Source organism: Acerihabitans arboris, assembly GCF_010131535.1.
GTDB lineage: Bacteria > Pseudomonadota > Gammaproteobacteria > Enterobacterales > Enterobacteriaceae > Acerihabitans > Acerihabitans arboris.
Window position 1 is genome coordinate 285,020 of the sequence record NZ_WUBS01000003.1, and the last position, 19,007, is coordinate 304,026.

Here is a 19,007-nt window from a genome sequence, read left to right on the forward strand (position 1 = left end):
ATGGAGTACGCCGATCTGGTCGCGCTGCGCCGCGATCTGCACGCCCACCCCGAACTGGGCTTTCAGGAACACCGCACCGCCGGCATCGTGGCCGGATTTCTTGCCCGTCTCGGGCTGGAGGTACATGAAGGCGTCGGCGGCACCGGCGTGGTGGGCGTGCTGCGACGCGGCGCCGGCGCGCGTTCGGTGGGACTGCGGGCCGATATGGATGCCCTGCCGATGCCGGATAGCGGATCCCAGGAATGGAAAAGCCGGGCCGAAGGCGTCTGCCACGCCTGCGGCCACGACGGCCATACCGTGATGCTGCTGGGCGCGGCCCGGGAGCTGGCGGCATCGGGCGCCTTTGACGGTACGGTGAATTTTATCTTCCAGCCCGCAGAGGAAGGACTGGCCGGCGCGCGCGCCATGATCGACGACCGGCTGTTTGAGCGTTTTCCCTGCGACGCGGTGTTTGCGGCGCACAACTGGCCGGAGCTGCCGCTCGGCAGCGCCCGCACCCGCGCGGGACCTGTCATGGCGGCGGCCGACCGTTTTGATATCCGGATAACCGGCGGCGGCGGCCACGCCGCCCAGCCCCATCTTAGCCCCGATACCCTGCTGGCCGCCAGCGAACTGGTGGTACAGCTCAATACCATCGTGGCCCGCTGCGTCGACCCCACCGAGACGGCGCTGCTGTCGGTGACGCGCATGCAGGGCGGGTCCTCACATAACATGATCCCCGCCGAAGCGTTGATCACCGGCACGGTGCGCACCTTTAACCCACGCGCGCAGGATATCGTCGAGGCCCGCCTGCGCCTGATGGCCGGCCATATCAGCGCGGCGCACGGTTTGCAGGCGCAGGTCGACTACCGGCGTTATTACCCCGCCACCGTCAATACCGCGCGCGAAGCGGCCCTGGCGCTGGACGCCGCCCGCCTGGCCGGACTGGACGCCGCCGAGGCGCCCGCGCCCGCGCTCACCTCGGAAGACTTTGCCTTTATGCTGCGGACCCGGCCCGGCGCCTATCTGTGGCTGGGTTCGGCGGACAGCCGGCCTCTGCATCATCCCGCGTTTGATTTTAACGACCAGGTCATTCCCTACGGCATCCGCTGGTTCAGCGCAGTGGCGCACCGGGCGCTGGATAACATTTAATTAGCCAAAGGCGCCCGAATTCAACCGTTTATGCCGTGGCCATCCTGATTACGGCAGCCGGCCGCCTTGGCGGGTTGCGATACTTAACTCCTTAATATCTGATTATACGTGAGGTAAAGAGATGCAAACTTTAGGTGCAGGGCAACAAACGTTTTCCGACAACGCCGTATTCCTGGATGCCCGTGAGGACAATGTCCCGCGCGGCGTGGTCACCGCCCATCCCATTGTGATAAACCAGGGAAAAGGGTCGGAAGTCTGGGATGTCGAGGGCAATCGTTACCTGGATTTTGTCGGCGGCATCGGCGTGTTAAACGTCGGCCATAATCATCCGGCCGTGGTGGCGGCCGTCAGCCGGCAGCTCCAGCAGGTCACCCATGCCTGTTTCCAGGTGGCGGCTTATCCCGGTTATATTGAACTGGCCAAACGCCTCAATCACGCCGTCGGCGGCGGCCTGCCGTTTAAAAGCGTCTTTTTTACCAGCGGCGCCGAAGCGGTGGAAAACGCGGTGAAGATTGCCCGCGCCCATACCAACCGGCCCGGCATTATCGCCTTTGACGGCGCGTTCCACGGCCGGACTTTATTAGGCTGCACCCTGACCGGCATGAGCCAGCCCTATAAACAGAATTTCGGCCCCTTCCCCGGCGATATCTTTCACGTGCCTTATCCCAACGCGTTCCATGGAATTTCCGAGCAACAGGCTCTGGACGCGCTGGAGACGTTATTTGCCGTCGGCATCCTGCCGGAACGCGTGGCGGCGATTATTATCGAGCCGGTGCAGGGCGACGGCGGTTTCCTGCCCGCCCCGGCCGGTTTTATGCGCGCGCTGCGCGAGCTGACCGAGCGCCACGGCATTTTGCTGATTTGCGATGAAGTGCAGACCGGTTTTGGCCGCACAGGTAAAATGTTCGCCTTCCAGCACTCGGCGATCGAGCCGGATCTGGTGACCCTGGCGAAAAGCCTGGGCGGCGGCCTGCCTATTTCCGGCGTGTCGGGCCGGGCGCATATCATGGATGCCCCGACGCCGGGCGGCTTGGGCGGCACCTACGGCGGCAACGCTTTGGCCTGCGCGGCGGCCCTGGCGGTGATGGACCTGATGGAAAATGATAACCTGATTGAACGCGCCAACCTGCTCGGCGCGCGGCTCAACGCCCGCCTGCGGCAGCTGGCCGGCAAGTATGCCTGTATCGGCGAGGTGCGCGGCGTCGGTTTTATGCAGGCGGTGGAAATTATCGATCTGGATACCCGCGCCCCGGATGCGGCCCTGACGCAAAAAATCCTCGATTGCGCCTGCCAGGAAGGATTGCTGCTGATTAAATGCGGTTTATACCGCAATACCGTGCGTTTCCTCGCCCCCTTGGTCACCAGCGATTCCCAGTTGGAGGAGGCGCTGCATATCTTTGATATCGCACTGGCGCGCGCCACCGGCAGGCTGGGCTAAGGATAATCTTCCTTATTGAAATCATCGACTTATTCTCAAAAACCCTGATATGGTAACACGCGTTAACGCTGGCGCAACGGCCTGAAAGCGTGTTATACCATCGAGGTGGGCGTTGATAATCTGGCAACAATGAGGGAATTTATGAACGGCTTAATGAAACTTGACCGCATCGACATCAATATTTTGGTCCAATTACAAAAAGATGGCCGTATCAGCAATGTCAATCTTGCCGACGCGGTCGGACTTTCGCCCAGCCCCTGCCTGCAACGCGTCAAGCGTCTCGAATCCGCGGGTTTTATTACCGGTTATGAAGCCCATATCAACCTGCCCAAGATCACCGATTCAGTGACGGTATTTACCGAAGTGACGCTGGCGGGGCATCGCCGCGAGGATTTCCTCAGGTTCGAAATCGCCATCCGCGAGGTGGACGAACTGATGGAGTGCCATCTGATCACCGGCGGCTACGACTATTTACTGCGTTTTATTACCCGCAGCATCGAGCATTACCAGGAAGTGATCGAAGGGCTGCTGGATGCCAAGGTGGGCATCGAAAAATATTTCAGCTATATCGTGATCAAATCACCGATCGTGAAAAGCAGCGTGCCGCTGCGATCGCTGATTTCGCGCCATACGTCGCTGGAGAATTAATCCCGCGGCATAAAATTTCTTCACACAAATAAATTCCCCCTGAATACGCTGTTGCCACCCCTGTTTGCCGAAAAACGCGGCGGATGAATTCCGTACACTTGGTGAATATCCCGCCGCGCCTGCAAGGAGTTGCCATGGTTTTGCCGCCAGATCCCGCTGGAAGACCCCCAATAACCTATCGTATCGGCGTTGATATCGGCGGTTCCTTCACCGATTTTGCGGTGCTGGACGAGCGTGACGGCAGCCTGCGCACGCTGAAGGTGCTATCGCGCCCCGACCGTCCGGGCAGCGAAATCACCACCGGGCTGGCGCTGCTGCAGCGGCGCGACGGCATCGATCCGCGCGAGGTCGGCTACTTTACCCACGGCACCACGGTGGGGGTGAATACGGTTATCCAGCGCAAGGGGGTGCGTCTGGCGCTGTTTGCCACCGAGGGATTTTGTGACGTGCTGGAGCTGGCGCGCCTGAAGATCCCCCATATCCACGATCTGTTTTCACGCCGCCCGGATCCGCTGATCCCCCGCGATCGGGTATTCGCCATCGGTGAACGCACCGACGGCGGCGGCGCGGTACTGAAAGCCGTCGACCGCCAAAGCGTGCTGGACGCCATCGCCGGCGCCCGCCGCGCCGGTTGCCGGGGCATCGTGGTATCGCTGCTGCACAGCTACCGCAACGGCGGCAACGAGGCGGAGGTCAAGGCCATCGTGGCGCGGGAAGCGCCCGACTTATTAACCTGCTGCTCGGCGGACATCTGGCCGATTATCCGCGAATATGAGCGCACCATCACCGCGGTGATTAACGCCTACGTGCAGCCGGTGGTCATCGGCTATCTCGACGCGTTTGAACAGGCGCTGGCGAACATGGGCGTGCCGGCGCCGGCGCGGATTACCAAATCCAACGGCGGTGTAATGAGCCTGGGCCAGGCCCGGAGCGAATGTGTGCAGATGGTGCTGTCCGGCACCGCGTCGGGGGTAATCGGCGCCGGGTATATCGCCGGGCAGTGCGGGCTGGACAAACTGCTCAGCCTGGATATCGGCGGCACCAGCGCCGACGTGGCGGTGATTATCAACGGCCGGCCGGAGTACGGCAGCGGGGAAATTATTGGCGAATTCCCGATTTTTATTCCCTCGGTGGCGGTCACGTCGGTCGGGCAAGGCGGCGGCTCCATCGCCTGGATCGACACGCTCGGCGTATTGCAGGTGGGACCGCACAGCGCCGGATCCCTGCCGGGGCCGGTGTGCTTCGGGCGCGGCGGCACCGGGGCCACGGTCACCGATGCTTTTGCCGCCTGCGGCCTGCTGGGGCACGGGGATCTCGGCTATAGCACGATACAGGTGGACGTGGCCGCCGCCCGCGCCGCGATAGCGTTGCTGGCCGCGCCGCTCGGCATCGGCATCGAGGAAACGGCGGAAAATATCATCCGCCTGGCGATCTCCAGCATGTACGGCGACACCAGCGGCCTGGTGTCCCGTTTCGGCATAGATCCGCGCGAGTTCTATTTCCTGGCCTTTGGCGGCGCCGGCCCGATGATGGCCTGCTTCCTGGCGCGGGAGCTGAATATGAAAGGGGTGGTGGTGCCGCCGACGCCGGGCGTGCTGTCGGCCCTCGGCGGCCTGGTGGCCGATATAAAAAACGACTTTATCCGCACGCTGTACTGCGAACTTGACGACAGCGTCGCCGCCATCCTGACGCATAATGCCGGGCTGCTGCAACAGGAGGCCGAAAGCTGGCTGGCGCGGGAGCATGGGCCGGCGCTGCCCCGCCGCCTGCGGTTTTCCGCCGATATGCGTTATCGCGGCCAGTCGTTTGAAATCGACGTGGCGCTGGAGCAGGACTGGCTGGCGCTGGGCGACCGGCAGGCGGTGCGCGAAGCGTTCGACGCCGCTCACGAACGCCTGTTCGGGCACCACGACCCGGCCGCGCCGGTGCAGGTGATCACGCTGCGACTGGTGTTATCCTCGCCGACGCCCAAGCCGCGGCTGGCCCCGCTGGCGGCGGCCAGCGGGCCGGTGGAAGCGCATGCCCGGGCCGACGCGTGGATGGACGGCCGGACGCATAGAGTTGACGTAGTGCGCCGCGCCGCCCTCGGCGCCGGCCATAGGCTGGACGGACCGGTGATTATCATCCAGGACGACTGCACCACCTGCGTACCCCCGGCGATGACGGCGACGGTGGACCGCTTCGGCAACCTGATTATTACCCCGCGACAAGGAGCCGACCATGGCAATTGACGGCCGCAACCTGCAAATCCTGGCGAACTACTGCGCCGCCGCCGCCGACGCCATGGCGTTTACCCTGATGCGCACCGCCCACTCCACATTTGTAAAGGAAACCGAAGACTTTTCCTGCCAGATTGTCAGTCGCGCGGGGCTGGCGTTCGCCTCGCCGCGCAGTTTTGGCGCGCCCTGGTACGGCGGCATCGATTACGCCCCGGTGCTGGCGCTGATCGACGATTACCAGGACGGCGACATCTGCATTACCAACGACGCCTACGCCGGCAACGTCGCCACCCATTCGCCCGATATCCATATCTGGAAACCGGTATTCCACCAGGGCGCCATTGCCTGTTTTGTCGTCGGCCATATCCACAACACCGACGTGGGCGGCGCGGTGCCGGCATCGCTGTCGCGTTCGCTGACCGACATCGTGCAGGAAGGCCTGCGCATTCCGCCGTTGAAGATCGTAACCGGCGGCAAACTCAACCAGGAGGTGGCGCGCATCATGCGCCTTAACGTGCGGGCGCCGGAGCAGAACTGGGGCGATTTCAACGCGCAGCTCGCCTCGGTCAACATCGGCGAGCGCAAGGTGCATGAGATCATCGACCGCTTCGGCATCGATGATTTCCTGCTGGGGATTGAAAGCATCCTGGATTATGCCGAACGGCAGGCGCGCGCGATTATCAAAACCATTCCCGACGGCGAGTATTTTTACGCCGACTACGCCGACGAGGATGGCGAAAACGGCTATCCGTGCCGGATCGCGGTGACGCTGCGGGTGCGCGGCGATAGCCTGGAACTGGATTATACCGGCAGCGATCCGCAGCTGATGTCCTCGCTCAATATGCCCACCGGCGGACGCGAACGCCATCCGCTGGCGCTGGTCGGCGTCACCTACGTGCTCGCCACCCTGGACCGGTCGCTGCTGCTCAACGCCGGCACCCTGCGCCCGACGCGCGCCATCCTGCCGCCGGGCACCATTATGAACTGCGAAGCGCCGGCGGCGGTCGGCATGCGTTCGCTGACCTGCGCCATGTCGCAGATTGCCACCGTCGGCGCCTTTGCCCTGGCGATGCCGCACCGTCTGCCGGCCAACTCGCCGGGGGGCAACTCGATCATCAATATCCGTACCGTCGACCGCCATAACCGCATCGTCGTCGCTTCGCTGGGCCCGGTGGGCGGCGGCGCCGGCGGCACGCCCAGGCACGACGGCCCGGATGGATCCGGCGGCCTGTCGGCGTTTTTAAAAAATACCCCGATCGAAATCAGCGAAGCGGAAGTGCCGATCCTGTTTAATCGTTACGGACTGGTGGCCGACAGCGCCGGGGCGGGTGAATATCGCGGCGGCCTGGCGACCCTGATGGAGTTCGTGGTGTCGGCGCCCAATACCACCGTGACCGCGCGCAATCGCAACCGTTCGGTATTTTCCTCGGCCGGCGCGGCGGGCGGCAAGCCGGGTCGCACCTCCAGCTTCCTGACCAACCCGGGGCGCTATAACGCCGTCGGGCATGGCAATACCGATGTGATCGCCTGCGGTCCCGGCGATGTCATACGGATCGTGGGGCCGGGAGCGGGGGGTTACGGCCCGGCGCGGCAACGGGCGGCGCAGGCGGTATTGCGCGATTGGCAATGCGGATTTATCAGCCTGGAGGCGGCGGCGCGGGATTACGGCGTGGTCATTCGCGACGGCGCCGTGGACCCGGCGCAAACCGATCGCCTGCGTGGGGTAATGGCGGCGGACGATCCGGGCGATCACTTTGACGTCGGCGACGCCCGCCGGAATTTCGAGGCCGTCTGGAGCCCGGCGCGATACGCCCTGCTGACCGCGTTCCTGGCCGCCGCGCCGGTAATCTGGCGCCATTTCCTCAAGCATAAGGTCTTTGCCGCCGTCGCCGCCGGCACCCACGGCGAACAGCCCCTGGAGCGGCAGATGGACCGGCTGTTCGCCGATCTCAGGCGGGAGTTCCCGGCCATTTACGGCGGTTAGGCCCGCGCTCAGCGTGGCGGGAACGCGGGCCTGGGCCGGCGGGCGCAGATACCGGCGTCATTCTACGCCGCGGAAAGGCAGGCGCCTATACCGGCGTCGTTCAGGCCGCCGGCAGGCGGTCCAGTATCGCCTGCGCCGTATTGACGTCGGTCACCAGGCAATTGATCATGCCCGATCGCACCGCGCCGATAATGCCGGCGGCTTTCTCTGGCGTGGCGGCCACGCCGACGGTCAGCGGCGTGCGCCTCAGCTGTTCCGGCGAGGCGGCAATCATCCGCGCCTCCCCTTCCCAATGCAGCACTTCCCCGCTCTCGGTGACGTAATGGCGCAGCACGTCGCCGGCCGCCCGGCTCAAGGTTGTTTCATCCGCGGTGGCGGTGGTGGATTCGCCGGGTTTCGGCGCATGGGTCAGGCCGATGCCGACCACCGCCACATCCAGCCGGTCCCATAACGAAATAATATCCTGCACGCTGCGATCGGCGAGAAACGCGTCGCGCAGCTCGGCGGACGAAATATAGGGCGCATGCAGGAAATGGGGCTTGCCTTCCATCTGCTCGGCGGCGCGGCGCACGAATTCGGTGATCTGGAAATGAGGCGCGGCCTGCTGCATACCGCCGTTCAGCGCCACGGTCAGGATGCCCGGCATGCGCGGCATGCCCGCCAGGGTCACCTCCCGTACCGCCCGGCCCCAGCCGATGCCCAGCACCGAGCCGGCGCCCAGTCCCGCCTGCTCCAGCAACGTCGCCAGCGGCGCGGCCAGCGAACCCAGCACATTGGCCGGCGGCGCATCCACCACAAACGCCTTCTTTAATCCCAGACGCTTAATCAGATCCGCCGTCATATTCTCGGGGGAAGAGAGCGCCACCACCTCGATGCGCACGATGCCCGCGGCGCGCGCTTTATTCAGCAGTCGTGAAATAGTCGCGGTGGAGACGTCGAACTTGCGCGCAATCTCCACCTGGGGCATGTCGGACTCGTAATGCAGCTTCGCCACCATATGCATCATGGCGCGCGTGGCTGCAAGATCTTGCAAAATTGGCTCTTTCAGCTTGAAATTCCTTTCTGTAATGTATTACACTCAGCAAATCGATTGGGGAATTATTGCGCAATACGGTGGAAATTGCAATCGGTCCCCAGGGAGAAACCCCTTATAAACCGGCGGATTGGGGAATTTTCCTCCCTTTTTCTCAAGGATGATGAAGGCGATAGGTAAATGGTAAATGAGCGTTTTTTGTCTGTAATAAATTTCATCAAAGGAGAATTTCATGTCAAAAATGTCCACCTCAGAATTACGCAGCTATCAACAAATCTGTGGCAGCGACGGCGCCATGATGGTTATCGCCTGCGATCAGCGAGGTGCCATGCGCAGCCTGCTATCCAACGATCCCGCGCGGCAGGCGCAGATTTCCGAACGCGAGCTGGGCTTTATCAAGGCGGATATCACCCGCTACCTGGCAAGCCAGGCTTCATGCGTACTGGTCGATCCGGTCTGCGCGGTGCCGCAGCTGGTGGATGACGGCATTATTGCGCGCGACACGGCGCTGCTTATCGGCCTTGACGCCTCCGGGTTTGACACCACGCCGGAAGGCTACCGCCTTTCCCGGCTGGCTGCGAACATCAGCGCCAGGCGGGTACGCGAACTCGGCGCCACCGGCGGCAAAATCATGGTCTACCTGCGCTCGGATCGCGAAGGAGCGAACCAGCACAATATCGACATACTGCGCCATTGCATCGAGGATTTCACCCGCGAGGATTTATTGTTGGTGGTTGAGTTCCTGACGTATAAACTCGATGATGAAACGGACGAGGAATTTAAGCAGAAAATCCCGGAGCTTATCTACGGCGGCACCAAAATCTGCCTTGAATGCGGGGCCAAGGTGCTGAAGTTGCCTTATCCCGGTTCGCCGCAGGCCTGCGCGGACATCACCCAACTGGCCGGCGACGTACCCTGGGCCGTGCTCTCCGCGGGAGTGGATCACGCCACGTTCCTTACCCAGGTCGCGGACGCCATGAGCAAAGGCGCCTCCGGGGTGATTGCGGGCCGTTCGTTATGGAAAGACTGTATTTCCCTGGATCGCAGCGCCACCAGGGAAAAACTGGAAACCCTGGCCATTCCACGGCTGAATGAGCTCCAGGCCGTGATTAAACAATACTTCCACGCGGGCCGGCAACACGACGACGCGCGGTCTGGGCAGGTAAAACATGTCTGACAAGAGCGCGGCGAACGACATCAATCGGTTTACCCGGGTAAACGACGCCAAGGTGTCGCCTCATGGGCAACAGGTCGATGAAAACGGCAAGCGGATTATCATGGTTAACGGTATCCCCGCCTCCGGTAAAAGCGCCCTCGCCGAACGTCTCTCGCAGCAGGCCGGCTGGCTCAAGCTCTCCCTTGACGGCATAAAAAATCCGTTCCTGCAGCATCTCGACGGCGTGGATCGGGCCTTTAACCGTACGCTGGGAAAAGCGAGCTACCAGGTGATTTGGTCCATCGTGGCGGATGCCCCGGCGGGCAGTACCTTTATTGTTGACGCCTGGTTCGGTTTCCAGCCCAGGGAGCTGCTACGGGATTACCTGGCGCAGGCGGGCGTGACGCGCCTGGTTGAAGTCTGGTGCCAGATTTCCGCTGAACGGGTCGCCGGCCGGTATGCCGCACGGCTCGGGGAAAGGTTGCCCGGCCATCCCGGCGCCGAGTATATCGCCGAATTGCGGGCGCTGGCGGAACGCGCCGGGCCGATGCAATTAGGGCCGGTATATTCCGTCGATCAGGATCGGGACCAGCCGCCGGACGTTGGCATTATTTATGACTGGATATTACACCAGCTGCCGCGGTCAAAAATAGCATAACCACTTAATGTAAGGATATTACCGGCCATGAGCCTGAAATAATATGGCACGCCGTCTTAGATGGCCGCCTGAATATATAAATAGAGCCAATAGTATTGCTCGTGATTATTTTTATAACATGCATTCATTAATATTTACATTAAGGTAGAAATAGATAAAGATAGATCACAGTTTTTATCAGTTAAAAAAACCATACTAGTATAAATCCATACTTATCCGAATAAGGGTCTTTATGTTAACGGACTGGATTAATAAAAGTAATGTTCGCTTAATTAATCGGGCGAAAGACTGGCATAGCGCGGTGGCGTTATCCGTGCAGCCATTGATCGATCAGAACGCGGTCGAGAGCCGGTACCTTCAGGCTATTTTCACCATGCACGAACAAATTGGTCCTTACTATGTCCTGGGCGAAGGCATCGCCATGCCCCATGCCCGCCCTGAGGAAGGCGTAATTAAAACCGCGCTGTCCCTGGTTATCGTTTCGGAAGGAGTGGAGTTCGGCAGCGAAGACAACGATCCGGTATATATCATTTTTGCCCTGGCGGCGGTCGACAGCCATTCACATATTGAAATGATCGTGAGCCTGTCGAAACTGTTTTGCGATGAGGAGGCGGTGAACACATTAAAACTGGCGCAGGATGAACAGGAAATTTTGGCCATACTTAGCCAATTCTGAAAAAAGAATAACGAAAAGTGAATCTTGATGAAAAAAGTAGCCATTATCGCCAGTGGCGGTGATGCCGTGGGGATTAACTCCGCCATCAACGCATTATTACAGCGCGAAGAGCTGGATATCATTGCTTTTCACGGCGGTTATGACGGCATTATTGAACAATTGCCTTTTATCCTGTCGTCAGGCGATGTCCAGGGCGCGGTGTCCTGCGGCAGGAACCTGCTGAGAAGCGCGCGCAGCCGTTCGCCGCTGACCCGTGGAGGACGCGATAGCCTGCGCGATCGCCTGCGGCGCCTGGCGGTTGACCAGTTGGTGGTGTTTGGCGGCGGCGGTTCGTCACAGGCGGCGTGGCTGCTGGATCAGGAAGGATTGCCGACGGTGGTCCTGCCGATGTCCATCGACAACGATATCCAGGGCACGCAGTACAGCATCGGCTTTAACAGCGCGGTGGAAGTGGTTACCCAGGCCCTGGATCTGCTGCATAACACCGCGCAGAACATGGAGGGACGCGTGTTCATGCTGGAAGTGTTCGGCGCCGACGCGGGACATATGGCGCTGGCCGGCGCCCTGGCCGGAGGGGCGCACGCGGTGATATTGCCCGAGTTCCCGCTGGATATCGACCGGCTGAGCGCCAGGCTGGCGGCGCGCCTGTCCGAACCGCACGGTTATGCGCTGGTGGTGTGCGCCGAAGGGTATCCGATGGCGGACGCGCATTTTGCCGGTTCCCAGGGGGTGTCGATTAAAATCGGCCGTCTGCTGGAAAACCGGCTTGGCTTCAAAATACGTCACACCGTGCTGGGATACTGCCAGCGGGCCGCGTCGCCGTCGGTCCAGGATCGGTTATTAGCGTTAACCCTGGCGCAGCGGGCGGCAAACGCCATTCTCGCCGGTGAGCATGGCATATTGATTGGCATTCAGGATGGACAGGCCGTGAGCTGTCCGCTGGAACAGGCGTTAAGCGGTAAGCGTCAGCTTGATGCCGGACTGGTGGCGGCGGCGATTAACCTACAGATGATCACCTAAGGAACCTTTATTATGAAAAAATTATCAATTCTGGCGGTATGCGGGGCAGGACTGGGCAGCAGTTTTGCATGTGAAATGAGCATTGAGGCGGCCTTGAAAGATCTGGGCGTGGATGCGGATTTATCCCATTGCGATATTTCCAGCGCCACCTCGACCAGGGCGGACATTATCATGACCGGCGAAAATTTTCGATCGCAGTTCCAGCACTATACGATAAACGCCACCATTATTTACCTTAAAAGATTAGTTGATAAGAACGAAATAAAAGAAAAACTAACGCCGGTATTACAGGAAAAGGGCTACCTGGCTTGATACTTATTAAATAATAATCCGATTATTGCGAACCCTACAGGGGACTCATTATGTCTTTTCTCCATTTTATTGTCAACGATGTACTCGGCCAGGCGTCCATACTGATATCCCTGATTGCCATGATTGGGCTTATTGCATTAAAGAAAAGCCCCGGCCAGGTTATTACCGGCACGATGAAAACGCTGTTGGGATTTTTAGTCCTGCTGGCCGGCGCCAATATTATCGTTAATGCGCTGAACTTCCTGGGCGACGTTTTCCAGAAAGGATTTCATATGCGCGGGGTGGTCACCGACGTAGGTTCCATCGCCGGTATCGCGCAGCAAACCCTCGGACGGGAAACCGCCCTGATCATGGTTCTGGCGTTTATGATAAATATCTTAATCGCCCGTTTCACACGTTATAAATATATTTTCCTTACCGGCCAGGCTTCACTGTGGATGGCCACGGTCTGTTCGGTCATTGGTTATATGGGCGGGCTGCGGGGAACGGAATTAATTATTATCGGCGGCGTTATAGCCGGCGTCATGGCAGTCGGCATGCCGGTGCTGGCGCAGCCCATCGTGCGCAAGATAACCGGCTCGGACGATATTGCGCTGGGCCATTTCTGCACCATCGGTTATATCGTGCAGGCGGGCGTGGCCAAGCTGACCGGCGATGTCAGCAAAAGCACCGAGGATCTCGAGTTGCCCCAATCGTTTTCCTTTCTGCAGGATACCTATCTTTCCATGATGGTGGTGATGATCCCGGTGTATCTGATCCCATCCATTGCCGCTGGGCCAGCGGTGATTGCACCTTATGCCAACGGCGTCAACTACCTGGTGTACGCCTTCCTGCAATCGGTGCAGTTCGTGGTCGGGGTCTATGTGCTGCTGGCCGGCGTCAGGCTGCTGCTGGCGGAAATCGTACCGGCGTTTCGCGGCATCGCGCTGCGCATCGTGCCGAACGCCATTCCGGCGCTGGACTGCCCGGTGCTGTTCCCCTATGCGCCGAACGCGGTGATCATCGGTTTTATTTCCACCACCATCGGCTCGATTATCGGCATGTTCCTGTTCCCGAGCATCGGCCTGGCGATGATCCTGCCGGGCATGCTGACCAATTTCTTTGCCGGCGGCACCGCGGGTATCTTCGGCAACGCGGTGGGCGGCAGGCGGGGCGCCATTATCGGCGGCGTGTTCCATGGGCTGTTTATAACGCTGCTGCCCGCTCTGCTGTTGCCGCTGCTCGGCCAGTACGGCTTTTCCAACGTGACGTTCAGCGATTCGGACGTTATCGGCGTCGGACTGGTGTTCGGCCATATTCTTAACTTTTTCCATTAATCGCGTGCGGAGGATCTATGGTCTCGTCGATTGAAGCCATTCTGGCGCAGGACCTGGCGCCGAAAGAGTGCGCCAAGGCGCTTAACGAGCTGGGTAAAACCTTGTTTGAGCAGCAGGATGCGGACGGCGCCATCGCCTGCTGGGAAAAAAGCGTCGAGTGCTACGGCAAGCCCGGCCCCGCCCAGGCGCAGCTGATGAAGGCCTATAACCTGAAACGGCGGCAGTGCTCGGAGCACGGCGATAGCGCGGGCATCGAGACTTTTTCCCAGAAGATCGATGCGCTGATGCAGCAAAGCAAGGACGCCATCCGATATGGCTTCTGACGCCTGGGGCTGATGTGGCTAAAGCGGCTTATATTGCTGATAAAACACAAGACTGATAACAAAGCGGCGCCTGCGGGCATCATGGGCGGGATGATATCTTCTTCTTGCCCATCTTGCCTTCTCCAGGCTCGTGCGCACATTTGCCAGCGCTAACCTGCATCCGGCCCCCGCTCGCCAAAGTAGTTGAACGCCTATTATTTCGCTTTCCCACCGATTTAACAAAATGATTTCACTTTGCTTTTTTGTTGATCTACGTCATACCTATTATCATCCATACTCGCATTATTACCCATACAGAATATATTATTATCAAGTGAACTTTAGGCATCATTCAAAGAATCAAATTAATTAGTGTGCTTAATTTAGTTAATTTAAAAGTTTCAGTTATTTTAATTATTAAAGTCAATTAAATATCCAGCTGCGTTTTGTTGATTTTAATGCAATGTCCGATGAGCAGGAGAATAAAGTGCAAACCTTTAACGCCGATATCGTCATCGTCGGGGCGGGGGGCGCGGGTTTACGCGCAGCCATTGCCGCCGCGCAGGCCCATCCCAACCTGACTATCGCCCTGGTATCGAAAGTATACCCTATGCGCAGCCATACCGTGGCCGCCGAGGGTGGATCCGCCGCCGTCACCCAAGATCATGACTCCTTTGACTCCCATTTCCACGATACCGTTTCCGGTGGCGACTGGCTGTGCGAACAGGATGTGGTCGATCATTTTGTCCGCCACTGCCCGGAGGAGATGACCCAGCTCGAACTCTGGGGATGTCCCTGGAGCCGTAAGCCCGATGGCCGGGTTAACGTTCGCCGTTTCGGCGGGATGAAAATCGAACGCACCTGGTTTGCCGCCGATAAAACCGGCTTCCATATCCTGCACACGCTGTTCCAGACCTCGCTGAAATATCCGCAGATTAAACGCTTCGACGAACACTTCGTGCTGGATATCCTGGTGGACGACGGCCAGGCGCGCGGCCTGGTGGCCATCAATATGATGGAAGGCACGCGCATCTGCATCCGCGCCAACGCCGTGGTCATGGCCACCGGCGGCGCCGGCCGCGTTTACCGTTATAACACCAACGGCGGCATCGTCACCGGCGACGGCATGGGCATCGCCCTGCGTCACGGCGTGCCGCTGCGTGATATGGAGTTCGTCCAGTATCACCCGACCGGCCTGCCCGGTTCCGGTATCCTGATAACGGAAGGCTGCCGCGGTGAAGGCGGCATCATGGTCAATAAAGACGGCTACCGTTATTTGCAGGACTACGGCATGGGCCCCGAAACGCCGCTCGGGCACCCGGAAAATAAATATATGGAACTGGGCCCGCGCGACAAACTGTCCCAGGCGTTCTGGCACGAATGGCGCGCCGGCCGCACCATCGCCACCCCGCGCGGCGACGTGGTCTACCTGGACCTGCGCCACCTGGGCGAGAAAAAACTGCTCGAACGGCTGCCCTTTATCTGCGAGCTTTCCAAGGCCTATGTCGGCGTCGATCCGGTCAAGGAACCGATTCCGGTTCGTCCCACCGCCCACTACACCATGGGCGGCATTGAGACCGATGGGCAGTGCGAAACCCGTATCCGTGGGCTGTTCGCCGTCGGCGAGTGTTCCTCGGTGGGCCTGCACGGCGCCAACCGCCTCGGCTCCAATTCGCTGGCCGAGCTGGTGGTGTTCGGCCGCCTGGCGGGTGAGCAGGCCGCCGCGCGCGCGGCCGGGGCCTCCGCCGCCAATAATACCGTCCTCGACGCCCGGGCGCGGGATGTGGAAACCACCCTGCAGGGCCTGATGGACCAGCGGGGCACGGAAAAATGGTCGGCCATCCGCGATGAGATGGGCCTGTCGATGGAAGAAGGCTGCGGCATTTACCGTACCCCCGAACTGATGCAAAAAACCATGGATAAGCTGGCCGAGCTGAAAGAACGCTTTAAGCGGGTGGCCATCACCGATACGTCCAGCGTGTTTAATACCGACCTGCTTTACACCATTGAATTGGGCAACGGGCTGGAAGTGGCCGACTGCATGGCGCACTCGGCGTTTCACCGCCGGGAATCGCGCGGGGCGCACCAGCGGCTGGATGAGGGCTGCACCGAGCGCGACGACGTGAATTTCCTCAAGCATACCCTGGCGTTTTATAACCCCGACGGCGCGCCGCGCCTGGAATACAGCGACGTGAAGATCACCACCCTGCCGCCGGCCAAACGCATGTACGGCGGCGAAGGCGCGGCCGCCGCGGTGCAGGATAAAAAGGATAAGGAGCAGGCCAATGGCTGATACGAACACGCTGAAGCTTGAGGTGATGCGTTATAACCCCGAGCGGGACGAGGCGCCCCACCCCGTCGTCTACGACGTGCCCTATGACGAGCAAACCTCGCTGCTGGACGCGCTGGGGTATATCAAGGACAACCTGGAGCCGGATCTGTCCTTTCGCTGGTCGTGCCGGATGGCCATTTGCGGATCCTGCGGCATGATGGTGGACAATGTGCCTAAGCTGGCCTGTAAAACCTTTTTGCGTGAATATCCGCGCGGCATGAAGGTCAAGGCCTTGGGCCACTTCCCCATCGAGCGCGATCTGGTGGTGGACATGACCCACTTTATCGAGAGCCTGGAGGCGATCAAGCCTTATATTATCGGTAATAACCGCCGGCCGTCTGAAGGGACCAACCTGCAGACCCCGGCCCAGATGGCCAAATATCATCAGTTCGCGGGCTGCATCAACTGCGGCTTATGTTATGCCGCCTGCCCGCAGTTCGGGCTGAATCCTGAGTTTATCGGCCCGGCGGCCATTACGCTGGCGCACCGTTACAACCTGGACAACCGCGACCATGGCAAAAAGGATCGGATGGCGCAGTTGAACGGTGAAAACGGCGTCTGGAGCTGCACGTTTGTAGGTTACTGCTCGGAGGTGTGTCCTAAGCATGTGGATCCCGCCGCCGCTATCCAGCAGGGCAAAGTGGCGAGTACCCAGGACTTTATGATCGCCATGCTGAAACCTCGCTAAGGGAGTGAGAAACATGATAACAACCAAACGCAAGCCTTATGTCCGCAGCATGCCGGCCAACTGGTGGCAAAAACTGGGGTTCTACCGTTTTTACATGCTGCGCGAAGGCACCGCCGTGCCGGCGGTATGGTTCAGCCTGGAGCTGATCTACGGCCTGTACGCGCTGAAAGCCGGCGAGGCGAACTGGGATGGTTTTGTGCATTTCCTGCAAAACCCGGTGGTGCTGGTGCTTAACCTGCTGACGCTGCTGGCGGCGCTGCTGCATACCAAAACCTGGTTTGAGCTGGCGCCCAAGGCCACGGTGCTCATCGTCAAAGATGAAAAGGTTGGTCCGGCGCCGTTTATCGCCACGCTCTGGGGCGTAACGGCGGTGGTGACGGTGGTGATACTGGCCGTGGCCCTGGCCTTCGTTTAATCAGGAGAACGTTATGAATCAGAACCCCAAACGCGCCGATGAGCCGGTATTCTGGAGCCTGTTCGGCGCCGGCGGCATGTGGAGCGCCATCGTTGCGCCGGTGATTATCCTGCTGGTGGCCTTTTTGCTGCCGCTGGGCTGGTATCCGGGCGAGGCGCTGAGCTACCCGCGCATTCTCGCGTTTAGCCACACCCTGATAGGCCGCCTGTTCTGGCTGCTGATGATTGTCTTGCCGCTGTGGTGCGGACTGCATCGCATCCACCACTGCATGCACGACCTGAAAATCCATGTGCCGGCCGGCAAATGGGTGTTTTACGGACTGGCCGCCATCCTGACCGTGGTCACGCTGGTGGGCATCTTATAACAGGCTTAGGTTACACGCCGTATCCGCTGGTAAAACAAAATGCCCCGCCGCCCGAATCCCGGGTCGCGGGGCAAGGTAAGTACCGGGCCGGCGTTTTTTTAATCCAGCGCTCGCCGCGCCCCGTCCTGTTTCATCTCCTCCAGCTCCAGGCCGACCAACTGCATGGACCGCAGCGCCTCCAGCGTTTCGCGCGCCTCCTGTTCATCCAGCAGGCTCATGGCAAAACCCACATGCACCAGTACCCACTGGCCGACCAGGGCGGCGGGTTCGCCCTCGCATACCAGCGCGATATTAACCGCGCGCTGTACCCCGCAGACCTCGATCCGGGCCGGCTGATGGATATCGGCCCCGACGGCCACGATCTTCCCGGGAATGCCTATGCACATAACGTCTCCAATGGCTGCTATTCAAGCTCCAGCTGCCTGACGCGCAGGCTGTCGCCGCCGCTGACCTGCAGCTCGTGGCCGCCGCAGCGCGGACAGCCCGCGCCGTGGCGCGAAATCTCGACGGCGGCGCCGCAATGCCAGCACCAGGCCGGCGCCGCCCGCACCGCCAGATGCAGCATGCTGCCCTCGGCCAGCGTGCCGCGGCACGCCGAGCCAAACGCGAACCGCAGGGCGCTTTCCTCGATGCACGACAGCGCTCCCAGCTCCAGCCAGACCCCGGTCACCCGCCGCGCCCCGTGTCGCCCGGCCTGTTGCCCGATAAGCGCCAGCGCCTCATAGCACAAGGAGAGTTCATGCATGCAAGGTTCCCCGGCCGCGGGTCAGCCAGGCGCGGCGATCGGCATCCGGCGGAGCGTCGCCATCGCGCACCGGCAGCGACAGGGCCATCTTGACGCAGTGCTGCGCCAGCGCCACCGCCTCGATACCGGTAAGCCCGGCATCCAGCGGCGACATCAGGGAGCACGACAGGTACGGCCCCCGGCCGGCCAGTTCGCCCTTGATAAACGTGACATTGCCGCAGGGCAAGGCCAGCGCCAGCCGCGCGCCGTTGTCCGTGGGCTGCCAGTCCTGGCCCGGGCCGGGCAATACCCACAGGCTCAGCATCCAGGGCGTCAACAGGCAGCCGAGCCACTGCCGCTCGAACAGGGTAAAACCGCAGGCGCGCACCGGCACGTCCGGGCGGAAAAACGGCAGATCGCGCATGTCTTCCCCGGCGATACGCCGGAACAGCGGCTCCAGCCAGGCGGCGGGCGTGGCGTCAACGCCCGCCGCGGCATCATGACCGGGTGCCGGGACGGTATGGTTGTCATGCGGCGGCATGGGTGTCTCCATTAGCGTCGTTATCCTTATCGTCTGGCAGGGAGCCGGGG

20 protein-coding genes are annotated in these 19,007 nt (G+C 60.6%); 16 read left to right on the forward strand and 4 right to left on the reverse strand.

Translation table 11 applies throughout. The annotated features are described in order from the left end of the window. From GRH90_RS05635 to GRH90_RS05655, 5 genes are all read left to right on the forward strand, one after another. Window positions 1–1,131: an amidohydrolase gene (locus GRH90_RS05635; protein WP_162364948.1), complete on the forward strand. Its 1,131-nt coding sequence runs from the start codon at window positions 1–3 to the stop codon at window positions 1,129–1,131. 121 nt (window positions 1,132–1,252) lie between these two features. Further along, on the forward strand, window positions 1,253–2,569 hold the full coding sequence (gene gabT / locus GRH90_RS05640; RefSeq protein WP_162364949.1) for a 4-aminobutyrate--2-oxoglutarate transaminase: 1,317 nt from the start codon (window positions 1,253–1,255) through the stop codon (window positions 2,567–2,569). A 141-nt stretch (window positions 2,570–2,710) separates the two neighbouring features. Further along, window positions 2,711–3,217: an Lrp/AsnC family transcriptional regulator gene (locus GRH90_RS05645; RefSeq protein WP_162364950.1), complete on the forward strand. Its 507-nt coding sequence runs from the start codon at window positions 2,711–2,713 to the stop codon at window positions 3,215–3,217. A 170-nt stretch (window positions 3,218–3,387) separates the two neighbouring features. After that, entirely contained in the window at window positions 3,388–5,448 is a 2,061-nt protein-coding gene (locus GRH90_RS05650; RefSeq protein WP_162365066.1) for a hydantoinase/oxoprolinase family protein, read from the forward strand. Beyond that, window positions 5,438–7,420 (forward strand): hydantoinase B/oxoprolinase family protein, encoded by a 1,983-nt coding sequence (locus GRH90_RS05655; RefSeq protein ID WP_162364951.1) that lies wholly within the window; start codon window positions 5,438–5,440, stop codon window positions 7,418–7,420. The genes GRH90_RS05650 and GRH90_RS05655 overlap by 11 nt, the downstream gene beginning before the upstream one ends. 100 nt (window positions 7,421–7,520) lie before the next feature. Here GRH90_RS05655 and GRH90_RS05660 read toward each other — a convergent pair whose 3' ends face one another. Further along, window positions 7,521–8,453 (reverse strand): sugar-binding transcriptional regulator, encoded by a 933-nt coding sequence (locus GRH90_RS05660; RefSeq protein WP_162364952.1) that lies wholly within the window; start codon window positions 8,451–8,453, stop codon window positions 7,521–7,523. Between the two features lie 232 nt (window positions 8,454–8,685). On the opposite strand from GRH90_RS05660, the gene GRH90_RS05665 reads away from it, so the two are divergent. The 11 genes from GRH90_RS05665 (at window position 8,686) to frdD (ending at window position 17,692) form a co-directional block, all read left to right on the forward strand. Continuing rightward, window positions 8,686–9,630, forward strand: coding sequence for a tagatose-bisphosphate aldolase (locus tag GRH90_RS05665; RefSeq protein WP_162364953.1), 945 nt, complete (start codon window positions 8,686–8,688; stop codon window positions 9,628–9,630). A gap of 100 nt (window positions 9,631–9,730) precedes the next feature. Then, a complete protein-coding gene (locus GRH90_RS05670; RefSeq protein WP_246235905.1) occupies window positions 9,731–10,267 on the forward strand; it encodes a P-loop nucleotide/nucleoside kinase family protein in 537 nt (178 codons plus the stop codon). 232 nt (window positions 10,268–10,499) lie between these two features. Further along, window positions 10,500–10,943 carry a PTS sugar transporter subunit IIA gene (locus tag GRH90_RS05675; RefSeq protein WP_162364955.1) on the forward strand — a complete coding sequence of 148 codons (444 nt, stop codon included), beginning with the start codon at window positions 10,500–10,502 and terminating at the stop codon, window positions 10,941–10,943. Window positions 10,944–10,970: 27 nt separating this feature from the next. Next, the gene (locus tag GRH90_RS05680; protein WP_162364956.1) at window positions 10,971–11,963 is read left to right on the forward strand and encodes a 6-phosphofructokinase; all 993 of its coding nucleotides are present in this window, start codon (window positions 10,971–10,973) and stop codon (window positions 11,961–11,963) included. 12 nt (window positions 11,964–11,975) lie between these two features. Then, window positions 11,976–12,275: a PTS sugar transporter subunit IIB gene (locus GRH90_RS05685; RefSeq protein ID WP_162364957.1), complete on the forward strand. Its 300-nt coding sequence runs from the start codon at window positions 11,976–11,978 to the stop codon at window positions 12,273–12,275. Window positions 12,276–12,325: 50 nt separating this feature from the next. Further along, window positions 12,326–13,591: a PTS sugar transporter subunit IIC gene (locus GRH90_RS05690; protein ID WP_162364958.1), complete on the forward strand. Its 1,266-nt coding sequence runs from the start codon at window positions 12,326–12,328 to the stop codon at window positions 13,589–13,591. 17 nt (window positions 13,592–13,608) lie between these two features. Then, window positions 13,609–13,914, forward strand: coding sequence for a hypothetical protein (locus GRH90_RS05695; protein WP_162364959.1), 306 nt, complete (start codon window positions 13,609–13,611; stop codon window positions 13,912–13,914). A 466-nt stretch (window positions 13,915–14,380) separates the two neighbouring features. Further along, window positions 14,381–16,186 (forward strand): fumarate reductase (quinol) flavoprotein subunit, encoded by a 1,806-nt coding sequence (gene frdA / locus GRH90_RS05700; protein ID WP_162364960.1) that lies wholly within the window; start codon window positions 14,381–14,383, stop codon window positions 16,184–16,186. Then, entirely contained in the window at window positions 16,179–16,913 is a 735-nt protein-coding gene (locus GRH90_RS05705; RefSeq protein ID WP_162364961.1) for a succinate dehydrogenase/fumarate reductase iron-sulfur subunit, read from the forward strand. The genes frdA and GRH90_RS05705 overlap by 8 nt, the downstream gene beginning before the upstream one ends. A 16-nt stretch (window positions 16,914–16,929) precedes the next feature. Next, window positions 16,930–17,328: a fumarate reductase subunit FrdC gene (gene frdC, locus GRH90_RS05710; protein WP_162365067.1), complete on the forward strand. Its 399-nt coding sequence runs from the start codon at window positions 16,930–16,932 to the stop codon at window positions 17,326–17,328. Window positions 17,329–17,341: 13 nt separating this feature from the next. Next, window positions 17,342–17,692 carry a fumarate reductase subunit FrdD gene (gene frdD / locus GRH90_RS05715; protein ID WP_162364962.1) on the forward strand — a complete coding sequence of 117 codons (351 nt, stop codon included), beginning with the start codon at window positions 17,342–17,344 and terminating at the stop codon, window positions 17,690–17,692. A 98-nt stretch (window positions 17,693–17,790) separates the two neighbouring features. On the opposite strand, the gene hybG is transcribed toward frdD, so the two are convergent. The 3 genes from hybG to hybE are packed head-to-tail and all read right to left on the reverse strand — an operon-like array spanning window position 17,791 to window position 18,957. Beyond that, entirely contained in the window at window positions 17,791–18,078 is a 288-nt protein-coding gene (hybG, locus tag GRH90_RS05720; RefSeq protein WP_162364963.1) for a hydrogenase maturation factor HybG, read from the reverse strand. Between the two features lie 17 nt (window positions 18,079–18,095). Then, window positions 18,096–18,437, reverse strand: coding sequence for a hydrogenase maturation nickel metallochaperone HypA (hypA, locus tag GRH90_RS05725; protein ID WP_162364964.1), 342 nt, complete (start codon window positions 18,435–18,437; stop codon window positions 18,096–18,098). Further along, a complete protein-coding gene (hybE, locus tag GRH90_RS05730; RefSeq protein ID WP_162364965.1) occupies window positions 18,430–18,957 on the reverse strand; it encodes a hydrogenase-2 assembly chaperone in 528 nt (175 codons plus the stop codon). The genes hypA and hybE overlap by 8 nt, the downstream gene beginning before the upstream one ends. Window positions 18,958–19,007 lie beyond the last annotated feature (50 nt).